This is a genomic window from Psychrobacter sp. H29 (genome assembly GCF_059073055.1).
The window spans coordinates 260,677-274,254 of record NZ_JCACRY010000001.1; the positions used below are offsets into that span (position 1 = coordinate 260,677).

Here is a 13,578-nt window from a genome sequence, read left to right on the forward strand (position 1 = left end):
AAATAATAGGAGATATACTATGAATGCTTCAGATCAGAAAAACATGAATCATCAACAGGGCATGAACCCGTATGTAAAGTTCACCCTGATGATTCTAACGTCTACGATTGTGATGTACATCATGATGTATTTCAATACTTATGAGTGGGATCATATTTATTTTAGTGAGACCAGAGCCTATATGGCACTGTATATGGGTGCCGGTATGGCAGTGGTCATGTTGGCCTTTATGACCAACATGTATAAGAAGACCAAAATTAACTTGATGATCTATGGTCTGAGCGTATTGATGTTTGCTGTTGGTATTTGGGGTGTTAGATCACAAGCAACAGTCGATCAAGTCGATTGGATGCAGGCCATGATACCGCATCACTCGATTGCTATTCTGACCAGCTCAAGAGCAGATATCGAAGATCCTAGAGTCCAACAGCTTGCCGACGATATCATAGAAGCACAAAAGCGTGAAATTGATGAAATGAAGCAGTTGATTGATGAGCTGGAATAAAGCATAAAGGGTTTAAAAGGTAGGATTTAGAGGTTAGAAATTAGGTAGGAGTGTGTATTATGAAAACAGCCGTGGTTTATCGTATGGTCAAACCTGATCATGTTTGTCCATTTGGTTTAAAAGCACTCGATCTTTTAGAGCGTCATAGTTATCAGATCGAAGACAAGCATTTGACTAATGATACTGAAACTCAAGCGCTTAAAGATAAGTTTAATGTCAAAACTACACCACAGATTTTTATCGATGGCGAGCGCATAGGCGGGTATGACGATCTGCAAGCGTTTTTTGGCAAAGAGGTTTCTCAGAGTACTGAGGTCAGCTATACGCCAGTGATCGCAATATTCGCAACTACAGCACTCGCTAGTATTGCACTGACTTGGAGGTTTAGCAGCACATTATTTTCGGTACAAACTATCATCTGGTTTGTTGCCTTATCCATGATTGTACTCGCTATTCAAAAGTTGCAAGATTTAGAGAGTTTTACCAATCAATTTTTGGGATATGATTTGTTAGCACGTAAGGTGGTCCGTTACGCCTACGTTTATCCTTTCGCCGAGGCGTTTGTCGGTATCGCAATGTTGGCTAGTATTGCATGGCTTAATGTCATAGCGGCTATCGTGGCTATATTTATAGGTGGTATCAATGGCCTCTCAGTGTTTAAGGCCGTCTATATAGAGAAGCGTGAGCTGAAATGTGCCTGTGTTGGTGGTAACTCAAATGTACCGCTTGGTTTTGTATCTTTGACCGAAAACATTATGATGGTCGGTATGGGAATATATATGCTGATTAGATTTTCAGGCGCATCATAGTTCTTACGGTGATTAAGCTTGGGCCTGACTCTAAAAAAATCTGTGAATAATTCAGAGTATAAGGATACCGTTAGGGGCAGTTTCTCTATTATGCATTGGCTGATTTTATTGATAGTCGTCGTGTTTGGTACTGCTAAGCTCAAAAATGCTGGCAAAGATTTAGGCGGTGCAGTAAAAGGTTTTAAAGATGCCCTAAAAGATGAAGAAATCGAGTCGGATCACAAGAATCGTGTACTTAGCCATGAGGGTAGTACGTCAGCTGCAAGTAATGACTTAAACATACAGGTAGATACTCGAATCAATGATATAAAAACTAGCCCTGTCAGCATTGATGCTCAGCAAAATGTATGAAAACTGATTATCATTTCACAAAAGTCATTATGACAAAGGACGCTAGTACAAGAAGCTTAATCTGCAATAGATAGCTTTTCATCTGTAATCAGCATCATATGTACAAAAAAACGTAGTAGCGGTGAGTACTGTCACTTATTCGTCCATTCTCTATGGTCTTGACTAGCAATACCGATATGTAGAGCATTTTTCGAATCATTAGATTGCTGCTTAATATCTTGATAGTCAGTAGATGACATAGTTTTCATCAATAAAGCTTCGTTGCTACTCACCAGCCAACGTTTCAAAGGCAGCAATTTCTCAGCAATATCAATGAACCGCTGTAACGCCTTCTCATCTCCTTTTCTAAATGGTAGGTATGCTCTGCTAACAGACAGTTTTTCACGACATATCTCAACAAACCAAATCCAGTCAGCCCCTGAATTTTCTCGTAGACGATAGGCACTACTTAACAAAAACGATAGCAACCTTAAATCACTTTGGTATTGAATGTTCAGTGGACTCAGTACAGGGGTGTTTGAATCTGATAGCTTAACAAAGCGAGGTTTGCTGCGTTTGGTAGTGATGTTGGCAACCTCGCTCGCACGTTCTATTAGAACCTTTGCATCGTGAATAGAAATATTTGCCAACTGGGCTGCTTTACTTAAAGGCATCTTTTTATCATAGGTCTGTAGTAGCAGTTGTACTCGGTTTAGACCATAACGACCAAACAGCTCATTATTGGCTTGCGTATTGGTACTCAAGAGAAAATGTTTATCACAGCTCTCGATCGTAAATTTCGGTGACTTGCGTTTGCCCTCTACGATATTTTTAAATAACAGCGTACGAATACTAGGTATGCTGACGCTACTATTATGGACAGTCGCATTATTCTCCTTAAGCTTTTTATTCGTAAAACCTGTTACGTTATACAGCGTCCGCTCTAGCAATGTTATATCTGCTTTACTAAGCGCGTAGGTCGCCATCAGCGTGGCAAAATGGTTGTAATACTCAAAGCTACGCTCAGGCGATAAGTGTCCCATAATACCTGAGAGAGCATACCAGCGATCTTGTGCATTGATATGCTCGCCGAGTAGGCCTTCTTTTATACGCAGTACGTCGCTTTCGTCATAATCGGTGAGTGCTTCTACGAGATCTGAATGGCCTACTAGCGCTAAAGATAGGTTGCTCACTGCCGTATGCCTAAAACCATGGAAGGTATGCTCTGCTACATTATCATCTACCGATATGTCTTTTAAGACTCGTTTAAGTAACTGCAACGGAACATGGTCATCAATAGGGCGTTGATCCGATGATAAGGTAAAGATAAATTTGTTTGAACTATCGCCAATATTACTCTGCACAAAGTTCATAAAAAAATTCAGCTCATTAGGTTTGAGGAGGGCAAATAAGGGAACGCGGCGAATACTACTTTGAGTCTTGGTTGGACGATAGCTATTGGGTCTTATTACCACTGATGGCACAGCTGTTTTTAAGCCTTCGATGTCATTATACTTAAGTCCCAACAGCTCTTTTTTGCGCATCCCAGTACGATAGACTAAGATAAATAAAAGCGCGAACATCTCCCGCTCCAATATATCTACGGAACCCAGTATCTGCGTAATAATGGCTTGGTATGCTTGCGGTGATATCAGCTCCGCACGTACACGCCGACCATTTTTGGTATGTTGGAAGTTCACGGAGGGTAGGTTGTATTTGCTCTTAGCAAAGTTGTGCATACTCTTCAATAAATTGGCAGAATATACAATGTCAGTATTATTACGTACGACAGCTTTATACTCTAAAATATCTTCATAAAGCTCCTCAAACTCTTCCTCTGACCAAATATCAAGCGGCTGCGCTGTTGTGAAATATAACCATTCATAGCCTATAGTTCTAATATATTTCAAAATAGTTACGTTGTTCGGTGGTCCTTTTCGGCTTAGCAGACTTAGTACCCAATCCAATAAAATCTTTTCACTTAAGTCATCGTATTGCTTATAACGTTTTTGTACTCTTTCGATAAGGGTAGGCGGCTTTTTGCTAGTTTTTTTCTTTTTCTGTTTTTCATCCATTTTGAAGTCTTTAGTCAGATTCATAATTAAATCAGACTTTCTAACCTCTATCTTTTTGGTAGAACTACTACTAGATGTCTCGTTTTGCTTAACAGAGTTTTTGCTGATAGACAGCGTTAAAATATGTTCTAGATCATAAGCTTCATTTGTATGCTGATATTTCTGATTCAAAAACCGATAAAAGTCCTGCGTACTCAGTCCTGCAGTGTTATGCATACCTCGCAGTACCCCCACTGAAGCATGATCAATATCAGCGTCATCGAGACCCTCCCAGTAATAACTGGCGTAACGTAAAAACCTTAGAAAGGGAGGCAAGTCAATATTCAAAGGCTTGATCACGTCAGACAAAACCATGGTCAAGTATTGTTTGATCTTATCTTCTGACAGCTTGGCAATGATATGTGTGGTCTCTGCTGGACTGCTGCTTTTATGGTAATTCATCAACCAACACTGACTGACCATATCTACAACGATTTGCTTGGTGTTATAAAGCTTGTCACTACCTTCTTCGCGCTCGTTACCAAAGCGCTTTTGCACAAAGCGCGGCGAGACCATTATCCTGTCTTTGATAAATGGCTGATACTCTTTTGCAAGCAATGAGGTAAGCCACCCTTCAAGCATTTGAACCTCATTGATACCGCCATATACAATTCCTGAGAATATCAGCCAGCCTATAATCTGATCTTGGCTATAATCGGCTGTTTGCTCCCAATTATGCTCTACTGCGCGAACAATTTTGACCAGTACCTTACCGTTTTTAACCCAGCTTTTATTAGTAATTAATGGGTTGAACTTTATGGGCTGCGGCGCGATGATCTTGGGATAGTGATGCTCAGCAAGCATGTAACACTGATTTTGATAATCGATAAACTGACTAACGGTTTGCCATGCTTGTTTTAGTGTTTTGGTAGTTTTATAGGCTTGAGAAATTTTATTCTGAACAATCGCTTGAAACTTATCGAACCCTTCGCCCGATAAAGGCTTTCGCTTATTAGTAAAATTACGCTGAAACTGACCTAGCATTTGACTTTCTGGCAACCATAACTTATCAGTAAAACTTACAGGCCTCGGCATAGCTAAAAAGGTGCGATTATCTGGCCAAAGCATTTGCTTGTAATGTTTATTAAAAGATTGGACGAACCTAACGTTGCCAGGATATATCTCAAGTAGGAGTTCCCATTCGGTCTGTAAGTCGGCGAGTAGCTGTATCTCACGTGTTCTTGCTGTGTCACTGTCCTTGAGTATAGATGAGTAAGGCACGTAGCGCTTTTTCCTACCATCAAATTTTGCTAAACCATCAATAATTTTTGGCAGATGGATATTATCTATTAGCATGATCTACCCCTATATGTCTTCTCTGTATACGACTGAGTTTAGAATAGCTTTTTATTTCTACAAGGTTTAACCCTAAATACTCAGCCATCTGCTCAAATATAGGTGCAACACGTCTGATATCTGCTTTACTACTTGATGAGAAACGTCCCAATACTTCTTGACGAGCTTTTTCATGACCAATAATGGTGTTGATGAGTGGAAGCTGAACGCCACGTTTCTCAAGCTGAGTACGTACGAAATGACGTGTCCAATAAGGGTTGGCATCAATAATATCTTTTGTCATATGATAGGCATCGCCTCGCTTGATATCTTTTAGATTATTTACACTTGCAGATAAGAGCTTCAACAGTGCTTCATCGTTACCTAAGCCGATTTTCTTGATAGTCTCACTGATTTTTTGGTTTGATGGATGTCTAGTTTTATAGTCACTCAAATAGTCTCTATATTCTATTAGAAGGCGTACAACAGTAGGGCACAATGGAATTAGTCGATCAGTTTGCACTTTTTTAACGGGTTTATCATTGATAACAAGCCAGCCCATATCGAGATCGATATCGCACATTTTTCCAAGACCGTTATTTGGTCGCACGCCGGTTAAAAGGCAAAATACAAACCATACAAAGATACTGGTTCTATTAAAGTGCTTTTCATCGTTTGAACTTTGATCGGTCCAGTACCTCATCTCATTCAAGATGTCGCAAACTGTTTCAATCTTCAGCGCAAACGCTGAGCCCACCATATATTTGTGCCAAGGGGTGATATAAGTTAAGTCAAAGTCACTATGACTATTAAATACGCTCAGTGCTGATTTATAGTGTGTAAGAACTTCCTCACTGGTATGGCTGCTATAGTACATTGCTGGAGCGTGAGGCGCGGCCGTGCGGCAAATAATATCGGCGATATGTGCATGGCAATTTGGCGTATAGCGAGAGAGTACGACGTGTAATGCCGTTTCTATTCGATTGATTGAAAGGTAAGACAGACCAAGACTACTACGTAAGTCAGCGAGATAAGCTATAAAGTCCGCTTTCACAGGCAATTTGCAAGCAATCAGGTTATCAATTAGCCATAAAGGTAGTGGGATTTTGATGTCATCAGAGTGGTTTTCGTAATCTTGCTTCGTTAATGTCTGACTAACAGAGCGTTTAGTAATACCAAGGCTGTGTTTGATGTAAGCTCTTTTATCGTAGATACCAAAAATACTAGGATGACCGATATAACCTGATATGAGTAACGATTTAACTGGGAGACCAGTCAGCATTGAGAGCAATAGAATACCAGCGCAGACTTTATTCGTTTCTGCTTCTGGTAAAGATTTGGCATCTTGGTGTAGAGCGGCAAATAACGATTGGTAACCGACAAGAGGGAGCAGTCGTGTATTAGAATTGAGCGCAAGATTGCGCTGGGACATATAGTTTTGCTGCAGTGACAAATCAATAGTTTGTAGTGGTATAGACTGTTGTATGAGAGGGTCAGGATAGTTGTCGTAGCTAATATATGGTGCTCCATTGTGATCGACATACTCTTCGAAACTCGTCGTCAACCCTTCGTGAGTTTCGGTATGGGCGTCCAAAAATTCCAGATCTACAGCAGTAGTATTATGCTCGATATCATCCGGTGTACTGCTCCAGTTGTTATCGCTATGTGTACTACCCCAGTTATGAGTCAATGTATTGGGACCAGCCAAATATATCGGAGTATCATCGGATAATTTTATAGGCTTGATACTGTTGTTTTTTGGTGGTTTTTTACGCTTAGGTTTTGCTGCCTGTAAATTGTATGCGTGCTGGTAGGCAATTGTTATCTTATCTATTTGGCCAAGCTTAGCCTTTGCTATAGATTCTTCGTTTTTTGCTTTGACTGAGTCACTTATAGGGTTGTTAGTTAATGCTTCAAGCTCAATTTTTTTCTGCTCTAATAGATTATTGAGAAGGGTAGATATGTACTCCACACTTATGGTCATCTGAGACAAGTCGAGTAGTTCATGCCAAATCCACGTTCGTCTTATAGAGCTTGAAAACTGAGCCTGTTTAAACTGCATTAATATATTATCAGTGTGCTTTTTTATACCATTCGGCATCAGCAGTACGCTGGTGTGCATTGCTATAGCTAGCCAAATCAGATTTCTTCTTAGAAAATCATGGGGGACTCTGTTTATAGGGTTCTGCATGAGAATGAGTAGCTGCATCATCAGCGGCTTTTGTGCCAGTGCTGATTTGCTAGTCTCCATATAGCGGCGAGCCACTGGTTCCTTCTGTAATATCTGTACGATACGCTCGAACAAATTTTGAACAGAGCCATCCGGATATACATAGCTATCATTTACTGAAATCACTATGGCAGATATGGCAGCTAAAACTTCTTCTGGATATGTAAATGTCTCATCATCGTTAAGTGTATTAACAATATCTGTCATTGCTTGAGTGCTAAGCCATTCTAACTGTTCATCAATACTTTCAGTATTTTCCATCATAAAACACTCTCAGAAGGACGTTTATGATAGGTTTGCTCATTGATGTTTATGAGTTGACAAAATGTAGTGATAGGAAAGGTATTCTTGTTGAATAAGTCTTGATTGATACTCGTAGTTAAAATCTCATTTAAGCAACTATAGATAAGTTTTATATCTAAGCTCTTTTTATACCGTGCGATGATGTCAACCAATTCATAAAAAGGTATGCCAAACACCAACTGATCTTCACTTATGCTACCTATACTCACATCTTTTCTGGCTGTTTCCTGATCTATTTTAAACGGTTTTAAGAAATAGAGTTCGAAATTATTGACCATCGACCATACTGTCTTTTCTTTAATAAATAATGTAGGTCTGAAGAAGACTCGGTTCTGCTCCATTTCTATATTATGACTACCCATTGAAGGTCGAATATGATTAACATAAATATCGAACAAACTAATGATATCTGGATGTATCGTCACTGTGTTTTTCTGAAGCTTAGCTATTGATATCCTATCCATATCTTCCTCAATTATTCAGTGTCTTGTAGATGAACTACTCTTTACATATATCCTTCAGATGACCTCCACTAATACTTTACGAGGACCAACTAATAATTGACAGCCAATTTATGAGGTTTTAAGTCAAACACTTGAATTAAGCGACAGCTGATGACGCCTTGCTACGCTCTGAGCTTTTATAGACAAAACTGATGACAATTCTGTTAATAGACCGAAAATCTCAATGTTAAGAATTTAAAAGGTGTTTATGATGAGATAAGAAAGCTAGGAGGTTTTACTAAACTGGTGAGAAAAGTGTGTTATATGGCTTTGAGACACCATGTAGCTTTGATTTTTGTGATGCTATTTGTCAGCTATCAAGTGATAGTGCGTGCTATTCATTAGTACTTATTGGTTGAATAAAGTCTTTGAAACGTTGACTCAACTATAGAGTTTGACTCATAAAAATAGCGCCCATTGCAGGCGCTATTTTTATTTCATTTCTATGAGGTAAGTTCATGATTTCTGATTTATAAAAGCTCTCAAGATTACAGCTACTTCTTAGTACACAACTATTTCTAATAATTGGCTTTGATTTGTGATTCTACAAAATCAGCGGCAACAGTATTATACTGATCACAATTGACCACATCGACCGTAAAGTCCGTATCAGTATCTTCTGTAACACCTTTTTGATAGTAGTAAGAGTCATAGACTAAACCATTGTACTCAACAGCAGCTACAATATCGCCATCTTCAGAAGTATATCTAGCAGCTGAGAGTTCGTTATTGCGACCAACTTTTTCTTCAACGAGGTTTTTGACCACGTTGTATTGTTTTTGGTCAGCGATCCATTCACTGATAGTGATGTCGTTTCTAGAAGCTAGCTCGTAAAAAGAATAATAGGACTGAGATGGTGTCTCCTGAAAAATATAGCATTGAGAGCCAGTAGGAAAGGCGATATTATCTGGGAAGTAGTCATAGTCTAAGACAGTATTAATCCCCGTATCAGCATTACGAGCTAACTTCTTAATGCCGCTAAGATCTAAAGTTTCGATATCGTAAATGCTTTCAATGGCTGCGTTATCGGTCTGAATTTTTAACTCAAAGCTATCACTATCAGTAAATTTGAGCTTATAGAATCGACTGTCAAACTCATCACTTACTTTTACAAATACTTTATTGCCAACATAGTAGTCTAAATTATCTTCCTCATCACCTCTACTAACTTGATAAGCAGTAGGTGAGCTTCCTACGACAGTAGAAATTGTCTGCAAAAAATTATTGCTATCGAATCGATAGGCAAGCTTTCCCCATCCTGTCTTATATTCTCCGTCAATTACATCACTGAACGGGTCAAATGCTGTGTAGCTCAGCTTATTGTCGATGATAGGGCCAGTACTATCACCGCTACCTACTACATATTCACCATTATCATCATTGCCGCCGCACCCTGTCAGCATTAAGGCGCTTGTCAATAAGATACTGGCATACAATTTATTTATTTTCATATTGTTACCTATCGTTAGCTTTCCGTAAGAAAGTAATCATAGTTAAAGGTACATCAAATTGCAAAACAAACTTTCAGTTTTAACATTGTCGCTACAATTACTATGTACCTTATAAAGTGAGAATGTTTAAATCATTAAAAAATTTCAAACTCACAAGTAGCAGTGTCTTGAGTCTTATCCTAAACAGTAATGTGCGCTATACTCCCAAGCAAAACCAGTTCATCAAACTATAAAGACTCACTATAACAACCAGCAATTTTCCAGCGCGTTAAGGAATAACCAATGCCTGCCAGTACCACTAATAATATTAGCAAAATCAATCAAGACGATATCAATAAAGCCGTCTGGAACGCCTGCGATACTTTTCGTGGGGTCATCAGCGCCGATACGTATAAAGACTTTATCTTAACCATGCTGTTTCTCAAGTACTTGTCTGACGTCTATCGCGATGAGTACAACAAGCTGGTCGAACAGTTCGGCGACAACCCCGAACTGATACATGCCATGATGTCCAAGCAGCGTTTTGTGTTGCCTGAAGGCGCAAGCTTTTGGGACTTGTACGAGCAGCGCCATCAGCCGGGTAATGGTCAGCGCATCGATGAGGCGCTACATGCCATTGAAGAAGCCAACGGTACCAAGCTCAAAAACGTCTTCCAAGATATTAGCTTTAATACCGATAAACTCGGTCAAGAAAAGCAAAAGAACGAGCTATTACGCCATCTGTTAGAAGATTTTGGCAAAGATATTCTGAACCTCTCCGCTGAGCGTGTCGGTAGTTTGGACGTGATTGGTAATGCGTATGAGTACTTAATCAAGCATTTTGCTGCGAGTAGTGGCGCGACAGCTGGTGAGTTCTATACACCGCCTGAAGTATCGAATTTGTTAGCGACTATCCTTGAGCCTGTCGAAGGCGATGAAATCTGTGATCCAGCCTGTGGTTCAGGGTCGCTCCTCATTAAATGTGGGGCGATGGTACGCAAAAACTCAAATTCTAAGAAGTATGCGCTATACGGTCAAGAAGCCATTGGCTCGACATGGGCACTGGCCAAGATGAATATGTTCCTCCACGGTGAGGACAACCACCGTATCGAGTGGGGCGATACCATCCGTAATCCGCTGCTACTCGATAAGGACGGCAAGCACTTATTACAGTTCGATGTGGTGACCGCCAACCCGCCATTTTCATTGGATAAATGGGGCCATGAGGATGCCAGTAGCGATCCCTATGGTCGCTTTCATCGCGGTGTACCGCCTAAGACCAAGGGCGACTATGCCTTTATCAGTCATATGATCGAAACGCTTAAGCCTGCTACTGGTCGCATGGGTGTGGTCGTACCGCATGGCGTGCTGTTCCGTGCGTCTAGTGAAGGCAAAATCCGTCAGCAACTGATCGAAGAAAACCTGCTCGATACGGTGATTGGTCTGCCTGAAAAGCTGTTTTTTGGTACGGGTATTCCAGCCGCTATTCTGCTGTTTAAAAAGAATAAGACCGATGACACGGTACTGTTTATTGATGCCAGTAATGAGTTTAAATCAGGCAAAAACCAAAACCAGCTCACCGATAGCAATATCGCTAAAGTCATTGAGACTTATAAAGCGCGGGAAAGCGTTGATAAATATGCGTATCTAGCGAGCTTTGATGAAATTAAAGAAAACGACTTTAACTTAAATATTCCAAGATATGTCGATACTTTTGAGGAAGAGGCGGAGATTGATCTGGAGGCGGTGCGTACTGAGCGTCTTGAGTTAAAGGCTGAACTCGATGCGCTAGAAGCAGAAATGGCAGGGTTTTTAAAGGAGTTGGGTTATGATGCCTAATGGTTGGGAGTCAGGCGTTATAGAGGACATAGCACAAGTTTCTTCGGGTGGTACTCCTAGCAGAAAAAAAGATTCTTACTGGGTTAATGGCACTATTCCTTGGGTAACTACTGCTGAAGTCAAGTTCAATGTGATTACTGATACTGAGCAAAAAATTACTGAAGAAGGTCTTCAAAAATCATCAGCAAAATTATATCCGAAAGATACTATTTTAATGGCTATGTATGGTCAAGGAAAAACTCGTGGTCAAGTAGCCAAGCTTGGGATTGAAGCTTCTACAAATCAAGCATGTGCTGCGTTACAGTTGAATGCAGGATTTAACGTAGATTATTATTATCAATATTTGACTAGCCAATATGAAAATATCAGAGAGCTAGCCAATAGTGGTGGTCAGCAAAATCTAAGCGGCGGAATTGTTAAAGAAATTCAAGTTCCGATTCCACCACTCCCAGAACAACAAAAAATCGCCAAAATCCTATCGACTTGGGATAAAGCGATTAGCACGACTGAGCGTTTGATTGAGAATAGTATCCAGCAGAAAAAAGCGTTGATGCAGCAATTGCTGACGGGTAAAAAGCGTTTGCTTGACGAGTCAGGTCAGCGGTTTGAGGGTGAGTGGGAGGAAATTGAATTAGGAGATATCTGTAGCCGAGTCATGGAAAAAAATAATGGTCAAAGTACAAACGTTGTGACCATATCAGCTCAACAAGGATTAATAAGACAAGAAGAATTTTTTAAAAAGAGCGTTGCTTCAGAAATATTGGACAACTATTACGTTCTTAGAAAAGGGCAGTTTGCCTATAATAAAAGCTACTCAAATGGGTATCCGATGGGAGCTATTAAGCGTTTGAACAGATATGAAGACGGAGTAGTTACCACGCTTTATATTTGTTTTGAAATTAAAGATCATTCGAAAACTGATACTGATTTTCTTGAGCAGTACTTTGATTCTGGTTTGCTAAATAGAGGTTTGACAAAGGTTGCAGCTGAGGGTGGTCGTGCTCACGGACTGCTTAATGTAAAGCCATCCGACTTTATGGCACTCAAGTTTAAGTTTCCTACTTATCCAGAACAACAAAAAATCGCCACTGTGTTAACTAATGCCAATAAAGAAATTGAGTTACTTGAGCAGCAGCTGGCTGATTTGCAGCAAGAGAAAAAGGCGTTGATGCAGGTTTTGTTGACGGGTAAGAAGCGGGTGGTGGTTGATAGAAGTATATAGAATTTATTCATGCACTATTTTTATGTAAAAACCTCACCTAATTGATATTAGGTGAGGTTTTAAGTAACACTAGAAATTTTTTCATTCACTATATCATTTCATGATTACGTTGTTAACGTTGTGTTTATTTCTTTCTGAATTGCTTTAGCCAATAACCCTGAACGTGTTTCATGATTTTTTTCTGCATAGTCATCCACTTTTCTTAGTAAATAATCAGGCCAGCTTACATTAAAGCGCACTTGCTTAGTGGAAAGCTTAGTATCATCAATACTAATTATTGCCCAAGCCAAGGCATCACTATAGTCTGGTTCGTTTTTTAAACTTTCAATCTCACTTGTATTGAAATCAAAACTCATACCTTCTTCTATCATGAATTCGATATGCTCGAAAATTAAATCTTCGGCATCTTCAATAGTCTTTGCTATGGTATCTCCAAGCGGGAAACAGCCATCGACATCTGGCACAATAGCTGCATAGTTTTCCATATCTTCATCTTTAAAGATGGCAATAGGATAATGAAGCATATTAACACCTCTCTTTTAGTTAACTTCCTTAATTTGAATTAAAATTTTCTATCTATGCTTATAGATAATTACTCCTTTGGAATTTGAGAAAAACCAACCTCCAAATGGAGATTGGTAAACGCTCAAAGTTTCAAGCCGGAAATCCGTCTAGCTTTAGTCAATTGGAGTCGAGACACATCTTTTTCAGGGTGACTAATTGAAATTATTTTATCAATGCCCTCCTTCTTTAAAATATGATGACTTGTACCCTTTTTCCTAATAACTTTCCAACCATCTTCCTCAAGTAGTTTAATGAGTGTCGAACTTTTCATAAGTCCTCCGAGAAATTAACTCAATAAGCCAACTTGACTTGTGTGTATTATTACACACAAATATTGATTTGGCAATGATTGTGTGTGTAATAATACACACGGATGATTTTTAGATTCTTTAGCTTTTTTAAGTGTAATTATGTTCTGATTGTAGCTAATAGCCAGCAAGCTTTTTTATATCCA

General features: G+C 39.5%; 11 protein-coding genes. 5 read left to right on the top strand and 6 right to left on the bottom strand.

From position 1 onward, the window contains the following. The first annotated feature begins 19 nt into the window (after positions 1-19). From AC5JP1_RS01030 to AC5JP1_RS01040, 3 genes are all read left to right on the top strand, one after another. Positions 20-505 (top strand): DUF305 domain-containing protein, encoded by a 486-nt coding sequence (locus tag AC5JP1_RS01030; RefSeq protein WP_493842783.1) that lies wholly within the window; start codon positions 20-22, stop codon positions 503-505. 59 nt (positions 506-564) lie between these two features. Then, positions 565-1,314, top strand: coding sequence for a MauE/DoxX family redox-associated membrane protein (locus tag AC5JP1_RS01035; protein WP_493842784.1), 750 nt, complete (start codon positions 565-567; stop codon positions 1,312-1,314). 90 nt (positions 1,315-1,404) lie between these two features. Beyond that, the gene (locus tag AC5JP1_RS01040) at positions 1,405-1,665 is read left to right on the top strand and encodes a Sec-independent protein translocase subunit TatA (protein ID WP_493842785.1); all 261 of its coding nucleotides are present in this window, start codon (positions 1,405-1,407) and stop codon (positions 1,663-1,665) included. Between the two features lie 131 nt (positions 1,666-1,796). Here the strand turns inward: AC5JP1_RS01040 and AC5JP1_RS01045 are convergent, their stop codons facing one another. The 4 genes from AC5JP1_RS01045 to AC5JP1_RS01060 form a co-directional block, all read right to left on the bottom strand. Next, entirely contained in the window at positions 1,797-5,054 is a 3,258-nt protein-coding gene (locus AC5JP1_RS01045) for a tyrosine-type recombinase/integrase (RefSeq protein ID WP_493842786.1), read from the bottom strand. Beyond that, on the bottom strand, positions 5,041-7,527 hold the full coding sequence (locus AC5JP1_RS01050) for a site-specific integrase (RefSeq protein ID WP_493842787.1): 2,487 nt from the start codon (positions 7,525-7,527) through the stop codon (positions 5,041-5,043). The genes AC5JP1_RS01045 and AC5JP1_RS01050 overlap by 14 nt, the downstream gene beginning before the upstream one ends. Then, entirely contained in the window at positions 7,524-8,030 is a 507-nt protein-coding gene (locus AC5JP1_RS01055) for a hypothetical protein (protein ID WP_493842788.1), read from the bottom strand. Before AC5JP1_RS01055 ends, AC5JP1_RS01050 begins: the two co-directional genes overlap by 4 nt. 557 nt (positions 8,031-8,587) lie before the next feature. Further along, on the bottom strand, positions 8,588-9,520 hold the full coding sequence (locus AC5JP1_RS01060) for a hypothetical protein (protein WP_493842789.1): 933 nt from the start codon (positions 9,518-9,520) through the stop codon (positions 8,588-8,590). A gap of 282 nt (positions 9,521-9,802) precedes the next feature. On the opposite strand from AC5JP1_RS01060, the gene AC5JP1_RS01065 reads away from it, so the two are divergent. Together AC5JP1_RS01065 and AC5JP1_RS01070 are read left to right on the top strand one after the other, a co-directional pair. After that, on the top strand, positions 9,803-11,338 hold the full coding sequence (locus AC5JP1_RS01065; protein WP_493842790.1) for a type I restriction-modification system subunit M: 1,536 nt from the start codon (positions 9,803-9,805) through the stop codon (positions 11,336-11,338). Then, positions 11,328-12,560, top strand: a complete 1,233-nt coding sequence (locus tag AC5JP1_RS01070) for a restriction endonuclease subunit S (RefSeq protein ID WP_493842791.1) — start codon at positions 11,328-11,330, stop codon at positions 12,558-12,560. Before AC5JP1_RS01065 ends, AC5JP1_RS01070 begins: the two co-directional genes overlap by 11 nt. 104 nt (positions 12,561-12,664) lie before the next feature. On the opposite strand, the gene AC5JP1_RS01075 is transcribed toward AC5JP1_RS01070, so the two are convergent. Together AC5JP1_RS01075 and AC5JP1_RS01080 are read right to left on the bottom strand one after the other, a co-directional pair. Beyond that, positions 12,665-13,084, bottom strand: coding sequence for a type II toxin-antitoxin system HicB family antitoxin (locus tag AC5JP1_RS01075; RefSeq protein ID WP_201549480.1), 420 nt, complete (start codon positions 13,082-13,084; stop codon positions 12,665-12,667). A gap of 122 nt (positions 13,085-13,206) precedes the next feature. Next, positions 13,207-13,395, bottom strand: a complete 189-nt coding sequence (locus AC5JP1_RS01080) for a type II toxin-antitoxin system HicA family toxin (RefSeq protein ID WP_201549479.1) — start codon at positions 13,393-13,395, stop codon at positions 13,207-13,209. Positions 13,396-13,578: the final 183 nt, after the last annotated feature.